This is a genomic window from Pseudomonas sp. TH31 (assembly GCF_016650815.1).
Classification (GTDB): Bacteria; Pseudomonadota; Gammaproteobacteria; order Pseudomonadales; family Pseudomonadaceae; genus Aquipseudomonas.
The window spans coordinates 190,917-217,388 of sequence record NZ_JAEKEZ010000010.1; the positions used below are offsets into that span (position 1 = coordinate 190,917).

The following is a 26,472-nucleotide window of genomic DNA, read 5'->3' on the forward strand; positions in this document are numbered from 1 at the left end:
GCATTTATTTAATTGTTTTTACTGGCAGTAAAACGTTTCGAGGCGAAGGATTTTTGTTATTGCTCGCCCAACTTAATGGGCGAGTTTGTTATTAGTAACCCAGTGTTCTGTCCGCACAATTGAGCAGCGGTTCGTCGGCGTTTAAACGGCGGAAGTTCTCTGCCACTTGTTCGGCAATACAATCGTGGGAGGCGGCCGAGGCCATGTGTGGGGTGATCGTGACGCCGGGCAGGGTCCAGAGGCGATGATCGGCCGGTAGCGGCTCCTGTTCGAAAACATCCAGCAAGGCGCCGCGCAGTTTTCCGGTTTTTAAAGCCTGTTCGAGATCATCGATATTGAGATGCCCGCCGCGACCACAATTGACCAGCGCGGCGCCATCGGCCAATCGTTCGAAAGTTGCACGGCCGAGGATGCCGCGGGTTTCACCGGTCAGTGGCAGCAGGTTGATCAGCAACTCCACGCTATCGAGAAACGGGTTCAGTTGTTCAACTCCGGCGAAGGTCCGGACACCGTTCAAATCCTTGCCACGGCGAGCCCAGCCTCGAACGTCATAACCGGCGGCGGCCAGATCCTCGGCAATGGCACTGCCCAACGAGCCCAGGCCCATCACCCCGACCTTGAACTGCCCCGCCGCTCGTTGCAACGGTCGCTCCCAGTGCTGTTGCCGTTGTTGCGCCAGCACCTGATCGAAGCCACGGTGATAGTGAATTACCGCCCAGCGCACGTACTCGGTCATGCCTTGGCGATGGCCTGGGTCGACCACCCGACACACCGGCAAGTCCGGGCACGACGGGTCGTGTTCCAGGTGATCGATACCGGCGGCCACTGAATGAATGACTTGCAGGTTCAGCAACGCGCCGAGGCTGCCCGGCAAAGGGAACCAGCATGCGGCGATCTGTGCATTGGCCGCCAGAGGATCGTCGGCCAGCACCACGGTGAGTTGCGGTGCGCTGCGGGCAAATGCGGCTTGCAGTTGCTTGAGCAACAAGTTGTCGCGGGATAGCAGAACCACGGTGTTGATGACAGTTTTCACGATAAGTACGACTCGCGCTGGGATTCGATCAGGGTCAGAGCGGCCTCCCAGGCCAGGTCGATGATGTTGTCCTGTTCATCGCGGTCAAATTGCTCGGCGGTGTGCGCGCACACTTGCGGGGACGGGTAATTGAGCGCCGAACCACCGGCCAGAGCCGCCACCTGCGCCTGACAGGCACGCTCCAGAAAGTGAATCTCCTGAAATGCCTGGGCCACGCCGGAACCGCCGACCAACAAGCCGTGATTGCGCAGGATCATTGCCCGGTGCGGCCCCAGGTCAGCGATCAAACGCTCGCGCTCATCCAGCGACAGCGCGATGCCTTCATAGGTGTGATAGGCCAACTTGCCGTAGAACTTCAGCGCGTGCTGACTGATCGGCAGCAAGCCTTGCTTCTGCGCGGCGACTGCCATGCCGGCGGCGGTGTGCGTGTGGATCACGCAGTTCAGGTCAGGGCGGGCCATGTGGATCGCCGAGTGAATGACGAAGCCGGCAGCATTGACCCGATGACCTTCGTAGGCCGGATCGACGATGCGCCCTTCCTGGTCGATACGCACCAGGTCCGAGGCGCGCATGCGGTCGAAAATCACCCCGTAGCGGTTGATCAAAAAATGGTGCTCAGGCCCCGGAATCCGCAGGGTGATGTGGGTGTCGATCAGGTCGGTCATGCGAAAGTGCGCGACCAGCCGATACAGCGCCGCCAGCTCGCAACGGGCTTGCCATTCAACCGAGTCGATGTGTGCAGGTTTACTCACGAATACACCTCTTTAGCCGCGTGGGTGGCGGTCGGGTTGGCGCGCAGGCGGGCCAGGCCGCAAACACCGATCAAGGACAGGGCCGAGAGCAAGGTGAAATACACCGCCAACGGCAACCATTGCCCGGAAAATTTGCTCGCCAGCAGCGTGCCGATCAGCGGCGTGGTGCCGCCGGCCAGGGCGCAGCTCAACTGGTAAGCGATGGAAATGCCCGAGTAGCGCAGGTGCACCGGGAACGCCTGGGTCATGTAACCGGCAATCACCGCGTACAGCGCCGAGAGGATCACCACCGCCAGCGCGATGCCGACGGTCATCAACACAATGTTCTGCGTGCCTACCAGCAGGAACATCGGGTACGGCGTGACCATGCACAACATCGCGACGAGTTTAAGGAAACGGCCTTCGCCAATACGCTCGGCGAGCAGTGCGGAGAGTGGCTGCGAGAGCAACTGAATGACGGTCACCAGAAACAGGCAATCGAGAATCGTCGAACGCGCGATGCCCTGATACTGGGTGACGTAAGTAATCATGAAGGTGTTGGTGAAAAAGAACCCGGCCGAACCGATGGTCACGGCGGCGGCAGCGAACAGGATCTGCCGCCAGCAGGTGCGGATCACATCCTTCACCGGGTATCTGGACGTCTCGTTGTTGTCCCGGGCCTTGGCGAATTCCGGCGATTCGTGGACGCCGGAACGGATCATCAGGCCGACCATCATCAACACACCACTGGCGAGGAACGGCAGACGCCAGCCCCAGGCGAGGAAGTCCGCCGGCTCAAGCGAGGTCACCAAGCGAAAAGCGATCAAGGCCAGCAGCAAACCCGCGGGGCTGCCGAGCTGGGCGAACGAGGCGTAGAAGGTTTTACGCTTGGCCGGTGCGTGCTCGCTGGCCATCAGCACCGCCCCGCCCCACTCACCACCAACGGAAATACCCTGGATCAGCCGCAGCACAATCAGGCCGACCGGCGCCCAGATACCGACACTCGCGTAGCTGGGCAACAAACCGATACCGGCGGTGGCCAGGCCCATCAAAGCCATGGTCACCAGCAGCATTTTCTTGCGTCCCAGGCGATCGCCCAGGTGGCCAAAGACCATGCCGGCCATCGGTCGGGCGATGAAGCCAACGGCGAAACTGCCGAACGCTGCCAGGGTGCTCATGACCGGGTCACTGCTGGGAAAGAACACTTGCCCGAGCACCAACGCCGCGGCGGTGGCGTAGATGTAGAAGTCGTAGAACTCGATGGTCGTGCCAATGAAGGCAGCGGCCGCGGCTCGTCGCGGTTGAGCGGTGGTGTGCATGCAAGGACCCTGTGTATTTATAGTTTTGGGCAGGTACTGAAGGCTGAATACGGTTGCACTCTATGGCGCTTGTGGGCTTTATCGCTTCCGTGCCAGGATTAGTCAATTTTCAAATTCTTATCTTTACTATTAGCGCTGCTACTACATGAGATTGTCATGACCTCAACAAACCCTTGGGTCGGTCGCCGCTTTTTGAATGACCGCCTCGACTGGAACCTGCTGCGTACTTACCTGGTGATCGGCCAGGAAGGCAGCATGAGCCGGGCCGCTGCGCGGCTGCACATCACCCAGTCGGCGGTCAGCCAGGCGTTGAAACGGCTGGAGGAACAACTCGAATGTGTGCTGATTGCCCGCAGCGGGCGACGGTTTGATCTGACCGAAACTGGCGAAGAAGTCCTGCGTATTGCGGCGGATATCTACGGGGATATTTCGCGCTTGGGCACCGTGGTCGACAGTCGGCATGACGATGTGGTGGGCAAGATCCGCATTCTCACCGTCAGTGGAGTGCAGGCGCGACACTACGATGAGTTCCTCGCCGACTTCCATGAAACCCACCCGAAAATCGAGCTGGAAGTCGAGGTGATGGGCAGCTCGAATATCATCAGTTCATTGCTGCAAAAGACCGCGACCATTGGCGTCGGCCTGTGCCGTTTGCCGCAGCCCCGGCTGGAACAGCGGGTGCTGTTTCGCGAGCGTTACGCGTACTTTTGCGGCCAGCGTCATCGGCTGTTCGGGCAGCAGAATCTGACCCTGGAACAGCTCGCCGCGGAGAATTTCGTGAGTTTTACCAGTGACCAGCTGGGGGGCAATCTTTCGCCGTTGACACTGTTTCGCGACGAACAAGGTTTTACCGGGAAGATCGTGGCGTCATCCACCAGTTTCGAAGAGATTTACCGACTGATCTGCGCAGGGTTTGGGATTGGTTGTTTGCCGGTGCACTTGGTGCGCCGGGATGTGGAGCAAGGACTACTCTGGCGCTTACCGCCGGATGAGGGAGTGGTGGATTTCGATATCCAGTTGCTGTGGAATCGTGAGCAGAAGATGACTCAGGCCGAAACGGTGTTCCTGGAAAGCTTCCAGCACATGCTCAGCATTCGTGAGCCTGTGCTGTGAAGCCCTGACAGCTTAAACGTGCGGATCGCCCGGGGGTTTGGTGGGCGTGGCGTACTGCGGCTTGAGATGGCCGTCCTGATCGAGCAGCCAGGCGTCCATGATCTGCCGCACCACAGGACCGGCAACACGACCACCGGCCTCGCCGTTTTCGATCATCACCGAGATCACAATCTTCGGGTGTTCGGCCGGCGCGAAGCCGACGAACAAGGCGTTATCGCGGTTACGTTCCAGGGTTTTCGCCCGGTTGTAACGCTCACCTTGCTTGATCGCCACCACTTGCGCAGTACCACTCTTGCCGGCGATGCGGTATTGAGCCCCCACCGCTGCCGCCCGTGCAATGCCGCGCGCATCGTGCATGACCATCTGCATGCCGTGGTTGACCTGCTCCCAGTCACGCGGGTCCTTGAGCAGAATGTTCGGCATCGGGTTCGTATCCACCGGAGCTACGCCGTCGACGGTCTTGGCCAGGTGCGGTCGGTTCCATACGCCCTTGTTGGCAATCAACGCCGTGGCCTGGGCCAGTTGCAGCGGTGTGACCTGCATGTAGCCCTGGCCGATGCCGAGGATCACGGTTTCGCCTGGGAACCATGGCTGACGGCGTGTGGCGCGCTTCCAGGCTTGAGACGGCATCAGACCGGCAGACTCTTCGAACATGTCCAGGGAGACCTTCTCACCGAGCCCGAACATGGCCATATAGTCGTGCAGTCGATCAATGCCCAGCTTGTGCGCCAGATCGTAGAAGTAGGTGTCGTTGGAACGCATGATCGCCGCGTCCATGTCGACCCAGCCGTCGCCGCTGTGGTTCCAGTTGCGGTACTTGTGATCGAAGTCCGGCAGTTGGTAGTAACCAGGGTCGAAGACGCGGGTTTGCGGGGTGACCACACCCGCGTCGAGGCCGGCAATTGCCACTTCCGGCTTGATGGTCGAGCCAGGCGCATAGAGACCGCGCAGCACGCGGTTAAACAGCGGCCGGTCGATGGAGTCGTGCAGCGCCGCGTACTCCTTGAAGCTGATGCCGGTCACGAACATGTTCGGGTCGAAGCTAGGCTTGCTGACCATGGCCAGCACTTCGCCAGTCGACGGATCGAGGGCGACCACTGAGCCACGACGGTCACCCAGGGCATCCTCGGCGGCCTCTTGAAGCTTGACGTCCAGACTCAGAACAATATTTTTACCCGGCGTCGGGTCGGTGTGCTTGAGCACTCGCAGCACGCGGCCCTGAGCGTTGGTTTCGACTTCTTCATAACCAACGTGGCCGTGCAGCTCGGACTCGTAGAATTTTTCGATACCGGTCTTGCCGATGGATTGGGTGCCACGGTATTCCACCCCGTCCAGAGCCTTTGACTCTTTCTCGTTGATGCGACCGACGTACCCGATCGAGTGGGCGAAGTGCACGCCCAACGGGTAATGACGGACGAACTGTGGCTCGACATCAAGCCCCGGTAGACGGAACTCGTTAACCGCGAGTACGGCGATCTGCTCTTCGGTGAGCTCATAGAACAAGGTTACCGGCACAAACGGATGCCGTGCCTGCTTCATCGCCTTGTCGAACAACGTGCGGTCTTCGGCGGGCAAATGCAGGAGGTTGACCACCTCATCCAACTCGCCTTTGACGTCGGAGGCGCGTTCGCGGGTGATGGTCAGGTTGAAGCTGGGCCGATTGTCGGCCAGGACCACGCCGTTGCGGTCGTAGATCAACCCTCTCGTCGGGGTGATCGGCAATACGTGGACGCGGTTGTTTTCGGAGATGGTCGAGTGGTAGTCGAACTCGACCACTTGCAGAACGTACATGCGCACCACCAGTGCGCAGGTGATGGCGACCACAAACAAGGCGCAGGCCATCAGTCTTTTATTGACCAGGCGCGTCTCTTTTTCGTGATCCTTGATGGGTATCGGTTCAGGCATTTCTGCAGCAGCTCTTTGACGATGAAGGGGGTGCCGATCCTCAGCGTTGTAATCAGTCCATTAAAAAACGAGCTGCACCATACCAAAAATGACGCCGGCACTTTAGCGCGATTTCCTCGAACGGTTGTCCTTGAAGGCCAAAACGACGGTCGGACGTGTTGGGGGGTTAAGGTGAACTCGTGCGTTTTACTCAAGATTGATATTCCCATTCCTGCATTTTTCTTGCAGATGGGCCTGTAGATACTGGGTGCATATCATTCACTTTGGAGTTTTTCATGCACCCGCGTTTTCAACGATTACTCGGCTCGAATGGTTTTTCCATAGGTCTTGAATTGCCGCTGGATAACGACTGGTCCAGTGATGGCCAGCGGTTGAGACTGGTCGAGGACAGGCCTTTTGGTGTTCCGGACCTGAAGCAGCATGCGTCTTTGGCGCGCTTGGCCGACACGGCAGGTTTTCGGGCACTGTGGGTTCGCGATGTGCCGGTTTACGACCCGAACTTCGGCGACGCGGCACAGGTGTTCGAAGTCTTTTCCTACCTTGGCTACCTGGCGGGGATTACCGACAACATCATGTTGGGTACGGCTGCGGTCGTGCTGCCGTTGCGTCAACCATGGCTGACACTCAAGGCTGCCAACAGTGTTGATGAGCTTAGTGATGGACGCCTCTTGCTTGGCGTAGCCAGTGGTGATCGCCCGATGGAATATCCATTGTTTGGCGTGGATTACGATCAACGAGGAGAAATCTATCGCAATACGGTTGAGTTGTTGCGGAGTCAGGGTGAAGGTCTTTTGCCAGAAGGTGCTCGTCTGCTGCCGGAGCGCGATCAGCCGGTGCCTTTGCTGGTGGCGGGGCTGGGTCAACAATCGCCAGCGTGGATTGGCCAACACATGGATGGTTGGCTCGCTTATCCCGGCACTCCGGAGGAGCATCGGCGTCGAGTGGGATTATGGCGAGAGGTGGGTGGCGATAAACCTTACATCAGCTTTGTTCATCTGGATCTGGCTGCCAATCCTCATGCGCCGATGCACCGCGTTCGCTTCGGCGGCAGTTGCGGGAGGCTGGCATTGATCGATGAGCTTCAGGCCTTGCGTGATACAGGTGTGCAGCATGTTGGCCTGCATATGCGTCGCAGCGAACGACCGGTGGCGGAGGTTATTGAGGAGATCGCGGAACACGTTCTGCCGATGTTTCACTGACGATGCGGCGGGAGCCAGGGATAGCCATTGAGCTATCCCTTTTTCGTTTGGCCACTTTCCTGCAGGCAAAAACAAAACCCCTACCTGCATACGCAGATAGGGGTTTCGGAATTTAATCTTGACGATGACCTACTCTCACATGGGGAAACCCCACACTACCATCGGCGATGCATCGTTTCACTGCTGAGTTCGGGATGGGATCAGGTGGTTCCAATGCTCTATGGTCGTCAAGAAATTCGGTAGCCAGGTCGTTCTCCTTACGGAGTACGCTCCAGCGAATGGGTATGTGATAGATCTCGGTGTTTTGTGAGTCTCTCGAACTTTCGGTTCGTTTCGTCTTCACACACCGCAATCTGATGCTCTTTCGAGTAGTCAAATTGCTTGGGTGTTATATGGTCAAGCCTCACGGGCAATTAGTATTGGTTAGCTCAACGCCTCACAGCGCTTACACACCCAACCTATCAACGTCGTAGTCTTCGACGGCCCTTCAGGGGACTCAAGGTCCCAGTGAGATCCTCATCTTGAGGCTAGTTTCCCGCTTAGATGCTTTCAGCGGTTATCTATTCCGAACATAGCTACCCGGCAATGCCACTGGCGTGACAACCGGAACACCAGAGGTTCGTCCACTCCGGTCCTCTCGTACTAGGAGCAGCCCCTCTCAAATCTCAAACGTCCACGGCAGATAGGGACCGAACTGTCTCACGACGTTCTAAACCCAGCTCGCGTACCACTTTAAATGGCGAACAGCCATACCCTTGGGACCGGCTTCAGCCCCAGGATGTGATGAGCCGACATCGAGGTGCCAAACACCGCCGTCGATATGAACTCTTGGGCGGTATCAGCCTGTTATCCCCGGAGTACCTTTTATCCGTTGAGCGATGGCCCTTCCATACAGAACCACCGGATCACTAAGACCTACTTTCGTACCTGCTCGACGTGTCTGTCTCGCAGTCAAGCGCGCTTTTGCCTTTATACTCTACGACCGATTTCCGACCGGTCTGAGCGCACCTTCGTACTCCTCCGTTACTCTTTAGGAGGAGACCGCCCCAGTCAAACTACCCACCATACACTGTCCTCGATCCGGATAACGGACCTGAGTTAGAACCTCAAAGTTGCCAGGGTGGTATTTCAAGGTTGGCTCCACGCGAACTGGCGTCCACGCTTCAAAGCCTCCCACCTATCCTACACAAGCAAATTCAAAGTCCAGTGCAAAGCTATAGTAAAGGTTCACGGGGTCTTTCCGTCTAGCCGCGGATACACTGCATCTTCACAGCGATTTCAATTTCACTGAGTCTCGGGTGGAGACAGCGCCGCCATCGTTACGCCATTCGTGCAGGTCGGAACTTACCCGACAAGGAATTTCGCTACCTTAGGACCGTTATAGTTACGGCCGCCGTTTACCGGGGCTTCGATCAAGAGCTTCGCGTTAGCTAACCCCATCAATTAACCTTCCGGCACCGGGCAGGCGTCACACCCTATACGTCCACTTTCGTGTTTGCAGAGTGCTGTGTTTTTAATAAACAGTCGCAGCGGCCTGGTATCTTCGACCGGCATGGGCTTACGCAGTAAATGCTTCACCCTCACCGGCGCACCTTCTCCCGAAGTTACGGTGCCATTTTGCCTAGTTCCTTCACCCGAGTTCTCTCAAGCGCCTTGGTATTCTCTACCCAACCACCTGTGTCGGTTTGGGGTACGGTTCCTGGTTACCTGAAGCTTAGAAGCTTTTCTTGGAAGCATGGCATCAACCACTTCGTGTTCTAAAAGAACACTCGTCATCAGCTCTCGGCCTTAGAATCCCGGATTTACCTAAGATTCCAGCCTACCACCTTAAACTTGGACAACCAACGCCAAGCTGGCCTAGCCTTCTCCGTCCCTCCATCGCAATAACCAGAAGTACAGGAATATTAACCTGTTTTCCATCGACTACGCTTTTCAGCCTCGCCTTAGGGACCGACTAACCCTGCGTCGATTAACGTTGCGCAGGAAACCTTGGTCTTTCGGCGTGGGTGTTTTTCACACCCATTGTCGTTACTCATGTCAGCATTCGCACTTCTGATACCTCCAGCAAGCTTCTCAACTCACCTTCACAGGCTTACAGAACGCTCCTCTACCGCATCACCTAAGTGATACCCGTAGCTTCGGTGTATGGTTTGAGCCCCGTTACATCTTCCGCGCAGGCCGACTCGACTAGTGAGCTATTACGCTTTCTTTAAAGGGTGGCTGCTTCTAAGCCAACCTCCTAGCTGTCTAAGCCTTCCCACATCGTTTCCCACTTAACCATAACTTTGGGACCTTAGCTGACGGTCTGGGTTGTTTCCCTTTTCACGACGGACGTTAGCACCCGCCGTGTGTCTCCCATGCTCGGCACTTGTAGGTATTCGGAGTTTGCATCGGTTTGGTAAGTCGGGATGACCCCCTAGCCGAAACAGTGCTCTACCCCCTACAGTGATACATGAGGCGCTACCTAAATAGCTTTCGAGGAGAACCAGCTATCTCCGAGCTTGATTAGCCTTTCACTCCGATCCACAGGTCATCCGCTAACTTTTCAACGGTAGTCGGTTCGGTCCTCCAGTTAGTGTTACCCAACCTTCAACCTGCCCATGGATAGATCGCCCGGTTTCGGGTCTATTCCCAGCGACTAGACGCCCTATTAAGACTCGCTTTCGCTACGCCTCCCCTATTCGGTTAAGCTCGCCACTGAAAATAAGTCGCTGACCCATTATACAAAAGGTACGCAGTCACCCAACAAAGTGGGCTCCCACTGCTTGTACGCATACGGTTTCAGGATCTATTTCACTCCCCTCTCCGGGGTTCTTTTCGCCTTTCCCTCACGGTACTAGTTCACTATCGGTCAGTCAGTAGTATTTAGCCTTGGAGGATGGTCCCCCCATATTCAGACAAAGTTTCTCGTGCTCCGTCCTACTCGATTTCATGACTAAGAGATTTTCGCGTACAGGGCTATCACCCACTATGGCCGCACTTTCCAGAGCGTTCCGCTAATCTCAAAGCCACTTAAGGGCTAGTCCCCGTTCGCTCGCCACTACTAAGGGAATCTCGGTTGATTTCTTTTCCTCAGGGTACTTAGATGTTTCAGTTCCCCTGGTTCGCTTCTTAAGCCTATGTATTCAGCTTAAGATACCTAACTTATGTTAGGTGGGTTCCCCCATTCAGACATCTCCGGATCAAAGTCTGTTTGCCGACTCCCCGAAGCTTTTCGCAGGCTACCACGTCTTTCATCGCCTCTGACTGCCAAGGCATCCACCGTATGCGCTTCTTCACTTGACCATATAACCCCAAGCAATCTGGTTATACTGTGAAGACGACATTCGCCGAAAATTCGCAATTACTCACAAATTTTACCTTAGCCTGATCCGTTACCAGTGAAAGTAACGTTCAGTCTATCTTTCTATCACATACCCAAATTTTTAAAGAACGATCTAATCAAAGACTAGAAATCAACATTCACCATCACCAGGATGGAATGCTCATTTCTAAGCTTTCAACAAACAGAAGCAGTAGTGGTGGAGCCAAACGGGATCGAACCGTTGACCTCCTGCGTGCAAGGCAGGCGCTCTCCCAGCTGAGCTATGGCCCCATATTTCTACAGGTGTCCCACACAAGCAAAATTGGTGGGTCTGGGCAGATTCGAACTGCCGACCTCACCCTTATCAGGGGTGCGCTCTAACCAACTGAGCTACAGACCCAATTTCGAGCTATTCAGGCCGACCTCACCCTGCTCTTTACCTCAAAGCATGGGGTGCGTTCTAACCAACCAAGCTACAACCTGATACAGGCTGCTTCTTTATCGTCTTCTTCAATGAATCAAGCAATTCGTGTGGGAACTTATGGAGCAGCTGATGTCGTCGATTAAGGAGGTGATCCAGCCGCAGGTTCCCCTACGGCTACCTTGTTACGACTTCACCCCAGTCATGAATCACACCGTGGTAACCGTCCTCCCGAAGGTTAGACTAGCTACTTCTGGTGCAACCCACTCCCATGGTGTGACGGGCGGTGTGTACAAGGCCCGGGAACGTATTCACCGCGACATTCTGATTCGCGATTACTAGCGATTCCGACTTCACGCAGTCGAGTTGCAGACTGCGATCCGGACTACGATCGGTTTTCTGGGATTAGCTCCACCTCGCGGCTTGGCAACCCTCTGTACCGACCATTGTAGCACGTGTGTAGCCCAGGCCGTAAGGGCCATGATGACTTGACGTCATCCCCACCTTCCTCCGGTTTGTCACCGGCAGTCTCCTTAGAGTGCCCACCATAACGTGCTGGTAACTAAGGACAAGGGTTGCGCTCGTTACGGGACTTAACCCAACATCTCACGACACGAGCTGACGACAGCCATGCAGCACCTGTCTCAATGTTCCCGAAGGCACCAATCTATCTCTAGAAAGTTCATTGGATGTCAAGGCCTGGTAAGGTTCTTCGCGTTGCTTCGAATTAAACCACATGCTCCACCGCTTGTGCGGGCCCCCGTCAATTCATTTGAGTTTTAACCTTGCGGCCGTACTCCCCAGGCGGTCAACTTAATGCGTTAGCTGCGCCACTAAGAGCTCAAGGCTCCCAACGGCTAGTTGACATCGTTTACGGCGTGGACTACCAGGGTATCTAATCCTGTTTGCTCCCCACGCTTTCGCACCTCAGTGTCAGTATCAGTCCAGGTGGTCGCCTTCGCCACTGGTGTTCCTTCCTATATCTACGCATTTCACCGCTACACAGGAAATTCCACCACCCTCTACCATACTCTAGCTCGACAGTTTTGAATGCAGTTCCCAGGTTGAGCCCGGGGATTTCACATCCAACTTAACGAACCACCTACGCGCGCTTTACGCCCAGTAATTCCGATTAACGCTTGCACCCTCTGTATTACCGCGGCTGCTGGCACAGAGTTAGCCGGTGCTTATTCTGTCGGTAACGTCAAAACACTTACGTATTAGGTAAATGCCCTTCCTCCCAACTTAAAGTGCTTTACAATCCGAAGACCTTCTTCACACACGCGGCATGGCTGGATCAGGCTTTCGCCCATTGTCCAATATTCCCCACTGCTGCCTCCCGTAGGAGTCTGGACCGTGTCTCAGTTCCAGTGTGACTGATCATCCTCTCAGACCAGTTACGGATCGTCGCCTTGGTGAGCCATTACCTCACCAACTAGCTAATCCGACCTAGGCTCATCTGATAGCGCAAGGCCCGAAGGTCCCCTGCTTTCTCCCGTAGGACGTATGCGGTATTAGCGTCCGTTTCCGAGCGTTATCCCCCACTACCAGGCAGATTCCTAGGCATTACTCACCCGTCCGCCGCTCGCCACCAGGTACAAGTACCCGTGCTGCCGCTCGACTTGCATGTGTTAGGCCTGCCGCCAGCGTTCAATCTGAGCCATGATCAAACTCTTCAGTTCAAACATCTTTGGGTTTTTAAGAAACCCTAAACTTGGCTCAGCAATCGTTGGTTACATCTTTGATTTCTCGCGGAGTAACTTGTGATGCTGATAATCTTGTTGACTATCAGTCTGACTCCACAAGCACCCACACGAATTGCTTGATTCAGTTGTTAAAGAGCGGTTGGTTAAGATCTTTCGTCTCAACCGAGGCGCGCATTCTACAGCAGCCTCTGTCACTGTCAAGCGGTTATTTTCAGAAGTTTTCAAAGTTTCCTTTGCAACTTCAACCACTTGCGCTTCCGATCTCTCGTTAGCGGGAGGCGAATTCTACAGCGTTACTCGCTGCTGTCAACACCTCTTTTCCGCTACTTTCGACCGAGAAGATCGAACCGTTGATAGAGCCAAACAACACCGCTCTAGCAACTCCTTCTGGGCTTCGATGACCTGAAGCAACTCGCTGTCGAAAACTGCATAACTCTTTGTTTACCAAGGAGTTTTCCGTTTCGACTGCGCCGGAAGTGGGGCGAATTATAGACTTCCAGAATCTGCCGTCAAGCCCTGATTTAGCTTTTCTATCAGGATGCTGAAAATCCCTGCTTATATATAGACGCGACCACAACGAATGCGCAGTATATTGCCCAAACCATAGAACAATACTCTCGCCACCCACTTCGGACGAAGCCTTGCAATGAATGACCAACCCCGCAGCCTTGCCTCGACCCTCTTTTCGGTTGGCCTGCTATTAATAGCCATGGCATCGATCCAGTCCGGCGCTTCCCTGGCCAAAAGCATGTTCCCGGTAGTCGGCGCTCAAGGGACCACCACCCTGCGACTGGTATTTGCCAGCGTTATCATGCTGCTGCTACTGCGCCCGTGGCGAGCGAAGCTCACCGCAAAATCCTTGCGCACCGTCATCATCTACGGGATGGCGCTGGGCGGCATGAACTTCCTCTTCTATATGTCCTTGCGTACTGTCCCGCTCGGCATTGCCGTAGCCCTGGAGTTCACCGGGCCGCTGGCCGTCGCGATCTATGCCTCACGTCGCGCTATCGACTTTCTGTGGATCGCACTTGCCGCCGTGGGTTTACTGCTATTGATACCGACGGGCGCCACAACGGCTGGAATTGATCTGGTGGGAGCTGGCTATGCACTGGGAGCCGGCGCCTGCTGGGCGCTGTACATTCTGTTTGGCCAAAAGGCAGGGGCTGACAATGGCGTAACCACCGCCGCACTGGGCGTCATGATTGCTGCACTGTTCGTCGCGCCTATCGGGATTGTTCACGCAGGCGCCGCCTTGCTGACGCCGTCACTGATCCCCGTAGCCATCGGCGTTGCCATTCTTTCCACCGCCCTGCCCTACACGCTAGAGATGGTTGCACTGACCAGAATGCCAGCACGCACCTTCGGCACACTGATGAGCATCGAGCCCGCATTCGGCGCGCTGTCGGGCCTGCTGTTCCTCCACGAATACCTTTCGTTGTCCCAGTGGATGGCCATCATGTGCATCATTCTTGCCTCAGTCGGTGCGACCATGACCATGGGCAGTGCCGCCAAGCCAGCGGTCGCTGCAGATTGATAGCGGATTTGACGAAGCTCTGGCATTTGCCGCTCAATTAGGCCATGTTTAGGCCCGTAACCCAGTGCCACACATGGACTTTTTTCAGATAGGGACATTAAAACGCTTCAAGCGAAAGCGAATGCAGCCAGACTCGGGCGAAAGATCCGGGCCGCTATAAGGACAGTAATGAAACGAATTTTGATACTGATCGCCGTACTTGCAGTTGCGGGCTGCGCGGCGACCTCGAAAACCCAGGTCAAACACGGCAAAAAAGGGCTGCATATCAACTGTTCGGGGCTCTCGTCGTCCTGGGACAAGTGCTACACCAGCGCCGCCGACTCGTGTGCGCCCAAGGGCTACAAGGTTATCGCCAAGTCGGGGGACGCGGTGGAAGAGCCTGGCGACTATCCATTCGGCCTTAATCCCGCCGGCTACACCAGTCGCAGCATGATCGTCATTTGCAAATAACCTGAGGCCGCCCGGCGATCTGGCGGCCAATCTCATCGTGACTGGACTGCAGTACGGTGCGCTGGATATCCGCAGTGGCCAACATTCGCGCCACGACCAATGCACCGATGCATTGCGACAGAATCGCCCACGCCAGGCTATCGCTATCCAGAATCCGCGCCCAACTCTCCTGAAGCCGACAAATCCAGATCTCTGCCTGCTGGCGTACCACAATGTCAGAGCGGGCAATCTCCGCACCTAACGCAGGCAATGCACACCCCGACTCGGGTTGCTCGACATGAGCCATGCTCAGGTAGTGCTTGAGGCAACGCTCAAGTCTCGCGCGATCCTGCTCACCATGACCGCCTAACCGAGCCAGGCTTTGGCACAACTCTCGCTCGACGATCGCCGCAAACAGTTCATCCTTCGACGAAAAGTGACTGTAGAACGCCCCGCCACTCAAGCCGATCGCCTTCATCAAACCGTCGACACCAACCGTTGCAAAACCAGACTTCTTGGCCGACACCGCACTGCTTTCCAGCAATTTCTCTTTGGTTTCCAGCTTGTGATTGGGCGAGTAACGCATTGCCTTGTCCTCAGGATTGATCACCTTGACGTTAGTCGGATCGTAGCATAACGTTCGTTCAGTTAACGATCGTTTACCAAAGGGATCTACCCATGAATAATAAGAAGGTCGTACTGGTTGTCGGCGCTGGGGATGCTACCGGCGGCGCTATTGCCAAACGCTTTGCGCAAGAAGGTTTTATCGCCTGCGTCACCCGACGCAGCGCCGACAAACTCCAGCCGTTGGTGGATGCCATCAAGGCCAGTGGTGGTGAAGCTCACGGTTTCGCCTGTGACGCGCGCAAGGAGGAGGACGTGATTGCGCTGGTCGAGCAAATCGAAACCCAGATCGGCCCCATCGAAGCGTTCGTGTTCAATATTGGCGCCAATGTGCCGTGCAGTATTCTCGAAGAAACCGCCCGCAAGTATTTCAAGATCTGGGAAATGGCCTGCTTCTCAGGGTTCCTCAACGCTCGCGAAGTGGCCAAGCGCATGGCCACACGCCAACGGGGCACCATCCTGTTTACCGGCGCCACCGCCGGCATCCGTGGTGCGGCAGGCTTTGCGGCATTCGCCGGCGCCAAACACGGCATTCGCGCCCTGGCCCAAAGCATGGCCCGAGAATTGGGACCGATGAACATCCACGTCGCCCACATCGTGGTCGACGGCGCCATAGACACCGACTTTATCCGCGACAACTTCCCGGAAAAGTACGCGACCAAGGATCAGGACGGCATTCTCAACCCCGAGCACATTGCCGAAAACTACTGGTACCTGCACAGCCAGCCACGGGACGCCTGGACCTTCGAACTTGACCTGCGGCCCTGGAGCGAACGCTGGTAAACCTTCCCCCCAACAACAAATAAGCAGAGCGCATCGACCATGAGCAAAACAGTGGAGTTTTACTTCGACCTGGGCAGCCCCGCCACCTATCTGGCGTACACCCAACTGCCGAAGATCTGCACGCAGACCGGCGGCCAACTGATCTACATTCCCATGCTGCTGGGCGGCGTCTTCAAAGCCACCGGCAACGCTTCACCGGCGACCGTTCCAGCCAAGGGCCGCTACATGTTTCAGGACCTCGACCGCTACGCCAAACGCTATGGCGTACCGCTGAAGATCAATCCGCACTTCCCGATCAATACACTGATGCTCATGCGTGCCGTCACCGGCATGCAATTGCGTCACCCCGAACGTTTCCCGGCGCTCATCGATTGCCTGTTCAATGCGCTCTGGGTCGACGGCCGTAGCCTCGATGATCCGGCCACCGTCGCGGCCGTGCTGACCGAGCACGGTTTTGATCCGCACGAGGTACTGGCCCTGACCGCCGACGAGGAAGTCAAAGCCGCCCTCAAGGACAACACCGAGAAAGCCGTGCAACGCGGCGTATTCGGCGCACCGAGCATGTTTATCGACAATCAGCTGTTCTTCGGCCAGGACCGCTTGGACTTCGTCCTTGAAGCCTTGCGTTAAATCTCGATAACCAATCGCCCTTTGGCCGCTCCGGTAGCGAGCACGTCATAGGCCGCCTCGGCAGTTTCCAGCGTGAACTGCCGAGGATCGAGTAACGGCGTCAGTTGACCCGCCTCGATCAATTTCGCGGCCTCCCGAAGTACCTGCCCGTGATGCTCAGCGCCCTTGCCAGTCAGCAACGGCAGCAAGGTAAACACCCCGGAATAGGTCGCCCCACGAAATGAAAGCGGCGCCAGGCTGTGTTGTCCCCACCCGAGGCAGCTCACCACATGGCCGTGATAAACCCGAGCAGCCTTGAATGACGCATCCAGGGTCGCACCGCCTACCGTGTCATAAACAATGTCAAAGCCTTCCCCGGCGGTGTGTTCAGCCACGTACTCTTCAACCGTAGACTTGCGGTAATCAATGAAGGTCGCACCGAAGCCCTCGATGATGGTCTGTTGTCCCGCCGATCCGGTGGCAAACACTTCAGCGCCGAACGCCCGAGCCAGTTGCACAGCCACATGCCCGACCCCGCCCGCGCCACCATGAATCAATACTTTCTGGCCGGCCCGCACCCGCGCGCGATCCACCAACCCTTCCCACGCTGTAATCAATACCAGCGGCAAACCCGCCGCCTCACGCCGACTCAAATTCGCCGGTTTGCGCGCCAACAACCGCGAATCAACTACGGCGAATTCAGCCAGGGAACCCTGGACCCCGCCGATACCGGTGGCCATGGCGTAGACCTCATCACCCGGCAGCCATCCACTGACACCCGCCCCTACCGCTTCAACGATTCCCGCCAGGTCCATGCCCAACACTGCCGGTAACGGTTGGCGAGCATGAGCAGCCTGACCCGCACGAATTTTGCCATCCAACGGATTCACGCCGCTGGCCTTGATTCTGACCAACACCTGCCCCGCTTCTGGCACAGGCTGCTGAATCGAGGCCAAGCGTAACGGCCCGTTGGCCGAGTCAACAATCAGAGCGCGCATTCCCAGTGAGCCAGTCATTTCGCAAGTTCCTGCAAGAAGTGAGTAACCCCATCCTCCTGCAATGCACTCATGCCGATAAGACGCTATATAGCTATAGTGATCATGCCCATTTGGCATCAATGAGAACCCCCGTGGACAAACTCAACGCAATGGCGATCTTCGTCCGGGTAGTCGAGCGCGGTAGCTTTTCCGCGGTTGCCCGGGAATTACAAACCAGTCAGCCGACCATCAGCAAAGTCCTGCGGGCGTTGGAAATCGAACTGGGCGCAAAGCTGATTTCCCGCAGCACCCGGCAACTGTCCATGACGGACGAAGGTCAGCGGTACTACAGTGAATGCCGACAAATCCTCGCCGCCGTCGACGCTGCGGAACACAGCTTTCAATCGGGACGCGAAACCGTCGCCGGCAATCTAAGGATCGGCTCATCGGTGAGTTTTGGACGCATGCAGATTGCGACGCGACTGCCAGGCTTCCTCAAAAAATACCCGCAAGTGCACATCGACCTGCAATTGAGCGATCAAAACCAGGACTTGGTCAGCGAAGGGCTGGACGTCAGTTTCCGAATCGGCGAGTTGAATGACAGCAACATGATTGCTCGCCATATCGGTACCACGCACCGGGTGACCGTCGCAGCGCCCGATTACTTCAAGCAACACAAAACACCACAAACGCCACAGGACTTAAGCGAGCACAACTGCCTGCAGTTCAACCTGCTGAACAGCCAAAACCTGTGGGTTTACGAGAAAGACGCCCAACGCCACGAAGTGCGGATCAAGGGCAATGCACAGAGCAACAACTCCGAGGCGATCCGCGAAATGGTCTTGGGGGGATTGGGGATTGCGCTGTCGCCGGCGTGGCTGTTCAGCGAGGATCTGAAGGCCGGGCGTGTCACCGCGATTCTTAAAGACTACAGCGCACAATCACTGCCGATTCATGCCGTGTCCCCGGCCAATCGTCGCCAATCCGCCAGGGTCAAAGCCTTTGTCGATTACATGAGTCAGGCGCTGGAGACAGCGCCTGAACTCAAACCGGTCAGATAGCCGCCGTCCGGGTGTTCAACCATTCAAGGGCAGCACCGTCGAGCAACGGACTCAAGCGCTCGCGCACTTCGGCGTGATAGGCGTTGAACCACTGTTTCTCGTCCAGTGTCAGCAACGACGGCTCCAGACAACGAGTGTCGATCGGGCACAGGGTCAGGGTTTCGAATTTCAGGAACTCACCGAACTCACTTTTGCCGGCTTCACGGTTCAACACCAGGTTTTCGATCCGCACGCCCCAACGACCCGGACGATAAGTCCCCGGCTCAATGGAAGTAATCATCCCCGGCTGCATCGCAGTGTGCGGTGCGGCTGCGGCTTGATAGGCAATCACTTGCGGGCCCTCATGAACGTTCAGGAAGTAACCGACGCCATGACCGGTGCCGTGACCGTAATCCACGCTCTCCGCCCAGATCGGCGCGCGAGCGATGGAGTCCAGCAGCGGCGACAGAATGCCCCGAGGGAATTGCGCTCGGGACAACGCGATCACGCCCTTGAGCACCCGCGTGCAATCGCGTTTCTGCTCATCGGTCGGCGTACCGACCGGAACCATCCGCGTAATGTCGGTGGTGCCGCCCAGGTACTGGCCGCCGGAGTCGATCAACAACAGGCCGTCACCCTCGATAACTGCGTGTTCTTCTTCAGTGGCGTGGTAGTGCGGCATCGCGCCATTGGCGTTGAATGCGGCAATGGTGTTGAAACTCAGCGACACATAATCCGGACGCCGTGTACGAGCCGCGGTCAGGTGTTCGTCGATGGTCAGTTCGGTGATGCGCTCGCGGCCCCACGCCGACTCCAGCCAGGCGAAAAATTCGCACAGCGCCGCGCCGTCCTGCTCCATGGCCTGACGAATGTGTTCAGCGTCGGCCAGGCTTTTCTGTGATTTGGCCAAAGTAGTCGGGTTCAGGCCTTCCAGCAGTTTCACGCCACTGTTCAGGTTATACAGTAGACCGGCAGTAACACGGGCCGGATCGACCTGCAGGCTCGCCCCGCTCGGCACGGCGCGCAGGGCATCGGCCACTTCGCTGTAATCGCGCAGGGTTACGCCGTCCTGTTCGAGGATGGCACGCAGTTCGGCGCTGACTTTGCTCAGGGCCACAAACAGGGTGGCCTGTTGCTGGCTGACCAAGGCGAAGGACACGAACACCGGGTTAAACGACACATCGCCGCCACGCAGGTTAAACAGCCAGGCGATGTCATCGAGGGTGGCGATGAAATGCCAGTCGGCACCGCGCGCCTCAAGCGTTTCGCGCAGCTTGGCGAGTTTCTCGCCACGGCTGACCGTCGCTTGTGGCGGCAAATGTTGATAGATCGCCTCGTTCGGCAGCGTCGGACGGTCGCTCCAGACTTCGCTCAACAAATCGATGTCAGTGCGCAGTCGGGCACCGCGTTCTTCGAGTTTACCGCCCAGCGTCCGCGCCGACGCCACAGCCATCACTGCACCATCGACGGCAACGACGCCACCCTCAGGGGTTTGTTCGGCCAGCCAGTCCAGCGGACCGGGCTGACCCGGTTGCAGCTTGACCAGTTCGATGCCGCTGCCCTTGAGCTCCTTGCTCGCTTGCTCCCAGTAACGACTGTCGGCCCAGACACCGGCAAAATCCGGCGTGACAATCAGGGTGCCGACCGAGCCGTGGAAGCCCGACAGCCATTGCCGACCTTGCCAGTAACCCGGCAGGTATTCCGACAAATGCGGGTCGGCCGACGGCACCAACAGGGCATGAATACCCTCCCGGCTCATCAGCTCGCGGGTTTGCGCCAGGCGCTGGGGTACCAATCCATTGATCAAAGGCTGCGTACTCATCATGTCTCCTGCTAACCACTTCATCATTATTGTTGAGTGCCGATCTGAGTCGGCGCTTTCATAGCCTTATTGCCAGAATGCCGGCGCACTGGCGCAAGCCGCTTTAATCAGTTCGACCGCTTGATCGATGTCTTGCTCGGTGGTGAAACGCCCCAGGCTCAGGCGGATGGTGCGACCGGCCGAGCGAGCGTCGTGCCCCAGCGCCAACAGCACATGGGACGGAGCATTGCTGGCGGAGTTACAGGCCGAGGTCGCGGAAAATGCGATCGAGTGGCCCAGCGCCGCCGCATTGAACTCACCTTCACCGAAGGTCAGGCTCAGGGTGTGAGGAATGCGTTGGGTCGCGCTGCCGTTGAGGCGTACGCCGGGGATATTCAATAGTTGTTCGAGCAGACGCTCACGCAGATGAACGATGGTCGCTTTCTCGTCATCGAACAAGGTCGCCGCCAACGCGAATGCCTCGCCCATGGCGACGATCTGGTGAGTGGCCAGGGTTCCGGAACGCAACCCGCCCTCGTGACCGCCGCCATGGATCTGCGCCTGCAAACGCTGGTGCGCACGCGGACCGACATAGAGCGCGCCGATGCCTTTGGGGCCGTAGATTTTGTGGGCGGAAAACGACATCAGATCCACCGGCCATTCGGCCAGGTCGATCGCGACTTTACCTGCGCCCTGGGCGGCGTCGACGTGAAACAACGCGTCACGATTTCGCACCACCTGGCCGATGGCCGGGATGTCGTTGACGGTGCCCAGTTCGTTATTGACCAGCATCAGCGACACCAGAAAAGTGTCGTCACGCATCGCTTCACTGACCGCTTGCGGGGTTATCAGGCCATCGGCATCCGGCACCAGATAGGTCACCGCCACACCGGCGTCCTGCAATTGTTTCGCGGTATCGAGAATGGCCTTGTGTTCAATCTGACTGGTGATGATGTGGCCGCCGGTCACGCCACGGGCCTGAGCGACACCCTTGAGCGCCAGGTTGTTGGATTCGGTGGCGCCGGAGGTCCAGACGATCTGGTCCGCCTGGCCCCCACCAGTTCGGCCACTTGCTGACGGGCCTGCTCGACCGATTGCCGGGCCTGTTGGCCGAACGCATGGGAGCTGGAGGCCGGGTTGCCGAAATTACCGCTGAAACCCAGACACTCGACCATGACCTTGATGACCCGCTCATCCACCGGCGTGGTGGCGGCGTAGTCGAAATACAACGGACGTTTATTCATAAAAGACTCGCAGAGCATGTTCCGGGATCAGGAAGCTCGTGACTGGACAGGTCAAAGCGTGGCCTTGTGAGCGACACCGAATAATCCGCACGTCAGCAATACCTGATCGGAGGCCGTTAAAGAAGAACAACTTCATTTAAAAGTGCGTAGGAACGCTCCTGAAGTCGAGCTTAACAGGCATCGGCCAACCGGTTGAAGCAATGCGTCAGCGAAAGCTTTCGATCAACAACGGATACAACGAAGCCACCAGCAGCAGGGCCATGCCCCAGTTGAAGATCCGCAACCAGCGGCGATCCTTCAACACATTGCGCAACAAAGTACCGCAACCCGCCCAGACGCCAACGCTCGGCAGGTTGATCAAGGCGAACACTGCAGCAATCACGATCACATTGGTGAAGTAGCCCTGCATTGGCGTGTAAGTACTGATGGCGCCGATGGCCATGATCCAGGCCTTGGGATTGACCCACTGAAACGCCGCTGCGCTGAGGTAGCTGATCGGTTTGCTCTCACCCTTTTCGCTTTCGGAAACAGGCCCGGAATGAGCGATTTTCCAGGCCAGGTAGAGCAAGTACGCCGCGCCGACGTAACGCAACACGGTGTAGAGCAACGGATAGGTTTGGAACACAGCGCCCAGGCCGAAACCCACCGCGACCACCAGGACAAAGAAGCCGCAGGTTATGCCGAGCATATGGGGGATGGTGCGGTTAAAGCCGAAGTTCACGCCCGATGCCAGCAACATGGTGTTGTTCGGGCCGGGGGTGATTGAGGTGACGAGGGCAAACAGGGCGAAGCCCAACAGCAGATCGAGCGAAAGCGTCATCGGTGGCAGTCCGTCAGGGTCAGTCAGGTATTGACCCTATCGCACGCCGTGCACAAAACCCACGGACAGTTGCGTAAAAGTTCGAGCAGTACAGTCGCAGGCTAGCTTGGGCGGCCGTGAAGGTGTACGGCACGACCGGCGTTCATTTCGCCTTGGTTGTCAAAACCGTAGGACTTCTGTGGCTGGCCGAGCAATGCGGCTTTTTTCATTTGGTATTCATCGAAGGACAAACCCTGACGGTTCAAGGCTTCCAGCGCCAGTTCCCTGGTTTCTTCGGCGGTGTAGGGACGTAATTCCGGGGAAACATGGCTGGCACATCCCGCGAGTACCGAGACGGCGAGCAGCAAGGAAACAGCAAGTAACCGATTCATGGGGAGCGTCCTGGCATTCTTTTGTTTGGCGATGGGTGAAGGCTACGCCCGGCCTGGGTTTGGTAGAAATCAACGCGCTCGATAGTGGGTATCAGGGTTGGCGGCAATGAGGCTTAAAAATCAAAAAATCACAGCCTCCGGCAGCTCCTACAGGGGCAAGTACATATTCATTTAAGATCTATAAATATCTTTTAATGATCTTTTACGGAATATAAACAAGCCTTTATAACAACTCCATCGCTCCAGCCACTGTTGCACACGCAACTGTTTGTCAGGCAACAGTCATTCAACAAACAGCCCTGCCAATCGCACAGTTTGCGCCGCCCACGGCGCTGAAAGACCCGGAAACAGGGGCCTCTAAGGATTGGTACAGGTCTTGCTCAGGCCCAGTGACTATTCACTGCTCCCTGAGCAACTGTTTAAAAGGAACTGATCATGTCGCGTCCACTGAAAGTTGTTGCCCTCTCCGGCGGTACTTGGCGCCCGTCGCGCACGTTGGTGCTGACCCAAGCCCTGTTGGCGGAACTGGCCGAACAGTTGCCGATCGAGAGCAAGCTGATCGAACTGGGCGACATTGCCCGACCGCTGGGCGCAGCACTGGCCCGCCTGGAACTGAGTGCCGAGATAGAAGCCGAGCTGCAAGCCATCGAAAGCGCCGACCTGCTGATCGTCGCCGCACCGGTTTATCGCGGTTCGTACCCCGGCCTGCTCAAGCACCTGTTCGACCTGATCGACCTCAATGCACTGATCGACACACCCGTGCTGTTGGCCGCTACCGGTGGCAGCGAGCGGCATGCACTGATGCTCGATCATCAACTGCGGCCACTGTTCAGCTTCTTCCAGGCCCTGACCCTGCCGATTGGCGTCTACGCCACCGAAGCCGATTTCTCGAATTATCAAATAACCAGTGAGCCCTTGAAGGCCCGCATTCGTCTTGCTGCAGAACGCGCCGCGCCGTTGTTTGGCGTGCCCCCCAAAAATCTGCTGAAAATCGCTTAAGGATTTCTTCATGGATGTTTTCTGGTTCCTGCCGACCCACGGCGACGGCCATTACCTGGGCACCACCCAGGGCGCCCGTCCGGTGACGCTCAACTATCTGAAACAAGTGGCGCAAGCCGCTGACAGCCTTGGTTACCACGGTGTACTGATTCCCACCGGGCGCTCCTGCGAAGACTCGTGGGTGATCGCCTCGGCGCTGGTGCCGTTGACCGAACGACTGAAGTACCTGGTGGCGATTCGTCCGGGGATTATTTCGCCGACGGTCTCGGCGCGCATGGCCGCCACACTGGATCGTCTGTCCAACGGCCGGTTGCTGATCAACGTGGTGACTGGCGGCGACCCGGATGAAAACCGTGGCGACGGGATCTTCCTCGACCACAGCGAGCGCTACGAAGTCACCGATGAATTCCTGCAGATCTGGCGCCGGGTGCTGCAAGGCGAATCCGTCGACTTCGAAGGCAAACACCTGCAGGTACAGAACGCCAAGGCGTTGTATCCGCCGGTGCAGAAACCCTATCCGCCGCTGTACTTCGGCGGTTCTTCCGAAGCGGCCCATGAACTCGCTGCCGAACAGGTCGATGTGTACCTGACCTGGGGCGAGCCACCGGCCGCCGTGGCGGAAAAACTCGCCGATGTGCGTCAACGTGCTGCACGCAACGGACGCACGGTGAAGTTTGGGATTCGCTTGCACGTGATCGTTCGCGAGACCGCCGAAGAGGCCTGGAAAGCTGCCGACAAACTGATTGAACACATCAGCGACGAGACCATCGCCGCCGCACAGAAGTCGTTCTCGCGTTTTGATTCCGAAGGTCAGCGACGCATGGCCGCTTTGCATGACGGGCGTCGTGACAACCTGGAAATCTCGCCCAACCTGTGGGCCGGTGTCGGCCTGGTGCGCGGCGGTGCCGGGACTGCACTGGTGGGTGATCCGCAGCAAGTGGCGGCGCGGATCAAGGAGTACGCGGACCTGGGGATCGAGAGCTTTATTTTCTCCGGTTATCCGCATCTTGAAGAGGCATATCGCTTCGCCGAACTGGTGTTCCCGCTGCTACCGGAACCGTATGCGAGCCTCGCTGGCCGGGGCGTCACCAACCTCACCGGACCGTTTGGCGAAATGATTGCCAATGATGTGCTGCCCACTAAAGCCACGGCCTGACCCCAGGAGCCGGATCTGATTCCGCCCCTGTAGGAGCTGCCGAGTGAAACGAGGCTGCGATCTTTTGATTTTCACAATCAAGATCAAAAGATCGCAGCCTCGTTTCACTCGGCAGCTCCTACAAGGGATCCGATTGACATAAAGGACCCCCGCGTGACGGCCAAACCACAAAGTGCCCTGCTATCCCCTTTGCACACCGCTCGCCAGTTGGCGGCCGAGTTTGCCCTGACCGCCGTCGAGCGCGACGAACGCGGCGGTACGCCCAAGGCTGAACGTGACGCCTTGCGCCACAGCGGTCTGCTCGCCTTAAGCATTCCCACCCAGTACGGCGGCCTCGGCGCGAGCTGGAGTGACACCCTGACCATCGTGCGCGAGTTCGCCAAGGTCGACAGTTCAATTGCCCATGTCTTCGGTTTCCATCACCTGATGCTCGCCACCGTGCGCCTGTTCGCCAAACCCGAGCAGTGGCAGCCATGGTTCGAGCAGACTGCACGCAAGAACTGGTTCTGGGGCAACGCCCTCAACCCGTTGGACACTCGTACCGTGGTGAAGAACCTCGGCGGCTGGCGCGAATTCTCCGGCAAGAAAAGTTTCTGCTCCGGCGCCAGCGATTCACAAATGCTGATCGCCTCGGCGGTCGATGAAAGCGCTGGCGGCAAGCTGTTGATCGCCGCAATTCCCAGCGGTCGCAGCGGCATCACCTTGCACAACGACTGGAACAACATGGGCCAGCGCCAGACCGACAGCGGCAGCGCGACGTTCGAACGGGTGCGGGTCGAGGAATCGGAACTGCTGCTCGATCCCGGTCCGTTGAGCACACCGTTCGCCTGCCTGCGGCCATTGATTGCCCAGCTGACGTTCACCCACATGTTCCTCGGCATTGCCGAAGGCGCCTTCGAAGAAGCGCGGCAATACACCCTCACCGAAACCCGGCCCTGGCATAAGTCCAGCGCCCAGGACGTGCGTGAAGATCCCTACGTGCTCAGCCATTACGGCGAATTCTGGGTCGCTCTCGAAGGCGTTCGATTGCTGGTGGAACGCGCCGCCGAACTGCTCGACAAGGCCTGGGCCAAAGGCCCGAATCTCAGCGCCGAAGAGCGTGGCCATCTGGCGACAGCGATTGCCACGGCCAAGGTCGCCGCCACCCGTAATGGCCTGGAACTCTGTAGCCGCTTGTTTGAAGTGACCGGTGCGCGTTCGACCCACGCCTCGCTGCGACTGGACCGTCACTGGCGCAACCTGCGCACGCAAACCCTGCACGACCCGGTGGATTACAAACTCCATGAACTGGGTGATTGGGCGTTGAACCAGTCCCTGCCGATTCCAACTTTCTATTCATAGCCTTCTCTTCATG

At 57.3% G+C, this 26,472-nt stretch carries 19 protein-coding genes, 2 tRNA genes, 3 rRNA genes and 1 pseudogene; 10 read left to right on the forward strand and 15 right to left on the reverse strand.

The genetic code is table 11. The features are described from left to right. Positions 1–91: 91 nt before the first annotated feature. Genes JFV26_RS07505 through JFV26_RS07515 form a run of 3 tightly spaced genes read right to left on the reverse strand, consistent with a single transcriptional unit; the run spans position 92 to position 3,083 of the window. A complete protein-coding gene (locus tag JFV26_RS07505) occupies positions 92–1,033 on the reverse strand; it encodes an NAD(P)-dependent oxidoreductase (RefSeq protein ID WP_201191119.1) in 942 nt (313 codons plus the stop codon). Further along, the gene (locus tag JFV26_RS07510; RefSeq protein ID WP_201191121.1) at positions 1,030–1,785 is read right to left on the reverse strand and encodes a class II aldolase/adducin family protein; all 756 of its coding nucleotides are present in this window, start codon (positions 1,783–1,785) and stop codon (positions 1,030–1,032) included. The genes JFV26_RS07505 and JFV26_RS07510 overlap by 4 nt, the downstream gene beginning before the upstream one ends. After that, on the reverse strand, positions 1,782–3,083 hold the full coding sequence (locus tag JFV26_RS07515) for an MFS transporter (protein ID WP_201191123.1): 1,302 nt from the start codon (positions 3,081–3,083) through the stop codon (positions 1,782–1,784). Before JFV26_RS07515 ends, JFV26_RS07510 begins: the two co-directional genes overlap by 4 nt. 156 nt (positions 3,084–3,239) lie before the next feature. Between JFV26_RS07515 and JFV26_RS07520 the strand changes: the two genes are divergently transcribed. Continuing rightward, on the forward strand, positions 3,240–4,196 hold the full coding sequence (locus JFV26_RS07520) for a LysR family transcriptional regulator (RefSeq protein ID WP_201191125.1): 957 nt from the start codon (positions 3,240–3,242) through the stop codon (positions 4,194–4,196). 12 nt (positions 4,197–4,208) lie between these two features. Here JFV26_RS07520 and mrdA read toward each other — a convergent pair whose 3' ends face one another. After that, positions 4,209–6,101 carry a penicillin-binding protein 2 gene (gene mrdA / locus JFV26_RS07525; RefSeq protein WP_201191127.1) on the reverse strand — a complete coding sequence of 631 codons (1,893 nt, stop codon included), beginning with the start codon at positions 6,099–6,101 and terminating at the stop codon, positions 4,209–4,211. A 275-nt stretch (positions 6,102–6,376) separates the two neighbouring features. Between mrdA and JFV26_RS07530 the strand changes: the two genes are divergently transcribed. Then, positions 6,377–7,300 carry a TIGR03571 family LLM class oxidoreductase gene (locus tag JFV26_RS07530; RefSeq protein ID WP_201191681.1) on the forward strand — a complete coding sequence of 308 codons (924 nt, stop codon included), beginning with the start codon at positions 6,377–6,379 and terminating at the stop codon, positions 7,298–7,300. A gap of 116 nt (positions 7,301–7,416) precedes the next feature. Here the strand turns inward: JFV26_RS07530 and rrf are convergent. From rrf to JFV26_RS07555, 5 genes are all read right to left on the reverse strand, one after another. Continuing rightward, a 5S ribosomal RNA gene (gene rrf, locus JFV26_RS07535) occupies positions 7,417–7,532 on the reverse strand. Positions 7,533–7,692: 160 nt separating this feature from the next. Next, positions 7,693–10,585, reverse strand: a 23S ribosomal RNA gene (locus tag JFV26_RS07540). 234 nt (positions 10,586–10,819) lie between these two features. Next, positions 10,820–10,895 (reverse strand) — tRNA-Ala (locus tag JFV26_RS07545). 32 nt (positions 10,896–10,927) lie between these two features. Beyond that, a tRNA-Ile gene (locus JFV26_RS07550) sits at positions 10,928–11,004 on the reverse strand. A 164-nt stretch (positions 11,005–11,168) separates the two neighbouring features. Continuing rightward, positions 11,169–12,707 (reverse strand): 16S ribosomal RNA (locus JFV26_RS07555). Together the 16S, 23S and 5S rRNA genes with 2 tRNA genes alongside form the textbook arrangement of a ribosomal RNA operon. Before the next feature lie 670 nt (positions 12,708–13,377). Here JFV26_RS07555 and rhtA point away from each other — a divergent pair. Beyond that, positions 13,378–14,265: a threonine/homoserine exporter RhtA gene (rhtA, locus tag JFV26_RS07560; RefSeq protein ID WP_201191129.1), complete on the forward strand. Its 888-nt coding sequence runs from the start codon at positions 13,378–13,380 to the stop codon at positions 14,263–14,265. A gap of 168 nt (positions 14,266–14,433) precedes the next feature. Continuing rightward, positions 14,434–14,715, forward strand: coding sequence for a hypothetical protein (locus JFV26_RS07565; RefSeq protein WP_201191130.1), 282 nt, complete (start codon positions 14,434–14,436; stop codon positions 14,713–14,715). Here the strand turns inward: JFV26_RS07565 and JFV26_RS07570 are convergent. Further along, the gene (locus JFV26_RS07570) at positions 14,702–15,280 is read right to left on the reverse strand and encodes a TetR/AcrR family transcriptional regulator (RefSeq protein ID WP_201191132.1); all 579 of its coding nucleotides are present in this window, start codon (positions 15,278–15,280) and stop codon (positions 14,702–14,704) included. The genes JFV26_RS07565 and JFV26_RS07570 overlap by 14 nt on opposite strands. Before the next feature lie 92 nt (positions 15,281–15,372). Here JFV26_RS07570 and JFV26_RS07575 point away from each other — a divergent pair, with 92 nt between their 5' ends. Beyond that, entirely contained in the window at positions 15,373–16,101 is a 729-nt protein-coding gene (locus JFV26_RS07575; protein ID WP_201191134.1) for an SDR family oxidoreductase, read from the forward strand. A 39-nt stretch (positions 16,102–16,140) separates the two neighbouring features. Continuing rightward, on the forward strand, positions 16,141–16,731 hold the full coding sequence (locus tag JFV26_RS07580; protein ID WP_201191135.1) for a 2-hydroxychromene-2-carboxylate isomerase: 591 nt from the start codon (positions 16,141–16,143) through the stop codon (positions 16,729–16,731). Here the strand turns inward: JFV26_RS07580 and JFV26_RS07585 are convergent. Beyond that, a complete protein-coding gene (locus JFV26_RS07585; protein ID WP_201191137.1) occupies positions 16,728–17,726 on the reverse strand; it encodes a zinc-dependent alcohol dehydrogenase family protein in 999 nt (332 codons plus the stop codon). The two genes, JFV26_RS07580 and JFV26_RS07585, sit on opposite strands and share 4 nt — an antisense overlap. A 101-nt stretch (positions 17,727–17,827) precedes the next feature. Between JFV26_RS07585 and JFV26_RS07590 the strand changes: the two genes are divergently transcribed. Beyond that, positions 17,828–18,748: a LysR family transcriptional regulator gene (locus JFV26_RS07590; RefSeq protein WP_201191139.1), complete on the forward strand. Its 921-nt coding sequence runs from the start codon at positions 17,828–17,830 to the stop codon at positions 18,746–18,748. On the opposite strand, the gene JFV26_RS07595 is transcribed toward JFV26_RS07590, so the two are convergent. The 4 genes and pseudogenes from JFV26_RS07595 to JFV26_RS07610 all read right to left on the reverse strand — a co-directional run bounded on the left by JFV26_RS07595 (position 18,741) and on the right by JFV26_RS07610 (position 22,963). Beyond that, the gene (locus JFV26_RS07595) at positions 18,741–20,549 is read right to left on the reverse strand and encodes an aminopeptidase P family protein (RefSeq protein ID WP_201191141.1); all 1,809 of its coding nucleotides are present in this window, start codon (positions 20,547–20,549) and stop codon (positions 18,741–18,743) included. The genes JFV26_RS07590 and JFV26_RS07595 overlap by 8 nt on opposite strands. Positions 20,550–20,615: 66 nt before the next feature. Continuing rightward, a pseudogene (locus JFV26_RS07600) lies at positions 20,616–21,772 on the reverse strand (aminotransferase class V-fold PLP-dependent enzyme). Positions 21,773–21,977: 205 nt separating this feature from the next. Further along, positions 21,978–22,592 (reverse strand): LysE family translocator, encoded by a 615-nt coding sequence (locus tag JFV26_RS07605; RefSeq protein WP_201191143.1) that lies wholly within the window; start codon positions 22,590–22,592, stop codon positions 21,978–21,980. A gap of 101 nt (positions 22,593–22,693) precedes the next feature. Further along, entirely contained in the window at positions 22,694–22,963 is a 270-nt protein-coding gene (locus JFV26_RS07610) for a hypothetical protein (protein WP_201191144.1), read from the reverse strand. A 435-nt stretch (positions 22,964–23,398) separates the two neighbouring features. Here JFV26_RS07610 and msuE point away from each other — a divergent pair, with 435 nt between their 5' ends. From msuE to JFV26_RS07625, 3 genes are all read left to right on the forward strand, one after another. Next, positions 23,399–23,962 carry an FMN reductase gene (msuE, locus tag JFV26_RS07615; protein ID WP_201191145.1) on the forward strand — a complete coding sequence of 188 codons (564 nt, stop codon included), beginning with the start codon at positions 23,399–23,401 and terminating at the stop codon, positions 23,960–23,962. Between the two features lie 10 nt (positions 23,963–23,972). After that, positions 23,973–25,118 (forward strand): FMNH2-dependent alkanesulfonate monooxygenase, encoded by a 1,146-nt coding sequence (gene ssuD / locus JFV26_RS07620; RefSeq protein ID WP_201191146.1) that lies wholly within the window; start codon positions 23,973–23,975, stop codon positions 25,116–25,118. A gap of 153 nt (positions 25,119–25,271) precedes the next feature. Further along, positions 25,272–26,459 (forward strand): acyl-CoA dehydrogenase family protein, encoded by a 1,188-nt coding sequence (locus JFV26_RS07625; RefSeq protein WP_201191148.1) that lies wholly within the window; start codon positions 25,272–25,274, stop codon positions 26,457–26,459. Positions 26,460–26,472: the final 13 nt, after the last annotated feature.

Bases quoted from the DNA above. Each gene is read 5' to 3' on its own strand.
- JFV26_RS07515 (WP_201191123.1), bottom strand. From the start codon at position 3,083: ATGCACACCACCGCTCAACCGCGACGAGCCGCGGCCGCTGCCTTCATT.
- JFV26_RS07520 (WP_201191125.1), top strand. From the start codon at position 3,240: ATGACCTCAACAAACCCTTGGGTCGGTCGCCGCTTTTTGAATGACCGC.
- mrdA (WP_201191127.1), bottom strand. From the start codon at position 6,101: ATGCCTGAACCGATACCCATCAAGGATCACGAAAAAGAGACGCGCCTG.
- JFV26_RS07530 (WP_201191681.1), top strand. From the start codon at position 6,377: ATGCACCCGCGTTTTCAACGATTACTCGGCTCGAATGGTTTTTCCATA.
- rhtA (WP_201191129.1), top strand. From the start codon at position 13,378: ATGAATGACCAACCCCGCAGCCTTGCCTCGACCCTCTTTTCGGTTGGC.
- JFV26_RS07565 (WP_201191130.1), top strand. From the start codon at position 14,434: ATGAAACGAATTTTGATACTGATCGCCGTACTTGCAGTTGCGGGCTGC.
- JFV26_RS07570 (WP_201191132.1), bottom strand. From the start codon at position 15,280: ATGCGTTACTCGCCCAATCACAAGCTGGAAACCAAAGAGAAATTGCTG.
- JFV26_RS07575 (WP_201191134.1), top strand. From the start codon at position 15,373: ATGAATAATAAGAAGGTCGTACTGGTTGTCGGCGCTGGGGATGCTACC.
- JFV26_RS07580 (WP_201191135.1), top strand. From the start codon at position 16,141: ATGAGCAAAACAGTGGAGTTTTACTTCGACCTGGGCAGCCCCGCCACC.
- JFV26_RS07585 (WP_201191137.1), bottom strand. From the start codon at position 17,726: ATGACTGGCTCACTGGGAATGCGCGCTCTGATTGTTGACTCGGCCAAC.
- JFV26_RS07590 (WP_201191139.1), top strand. From the start codon at position 17,828: ATGAGAACCCCCGTGGACAAACTCAACGCAATGGCGATCTTCGTCCGG.
- JFV26_RS07595 (WP_201191141.1), bottom strand. From the start codon at position 20,549: ATGAGTACGCAGCCTTTGATCAATGGATTGGTACCCCAGCGCCTGGCG.
- JFV26_RS07605 (WP_201191143.1), bottom strand. From the start codon at position 22,592: ATGACGCTTTCGCTCGATCTGCTGTTGGGCTTCGCCCTGTTTGCCCTC.
- JFV26_RS07610 (WP_201191144.1), bottom strand. From the start codon at position 22,963: ATGAATCGGTTACTTGCTGTTTCCTTGCTGCTCGCCGTCTCGGTACTC.
- msuE (WP_201191145.1), top strand. From the start codon at position 23,399: ATGTCGCGTCCACTGAAAGTTGTTGCCCTCTCCGGCGGTACTTGGCGC.
- ssuD (WP_201191146.1), top strand. From the start codon at position 23,973: ATGGATGTTTTCTGGTTCCTGCCGACCCACGGCGACGGCCATTACCTG.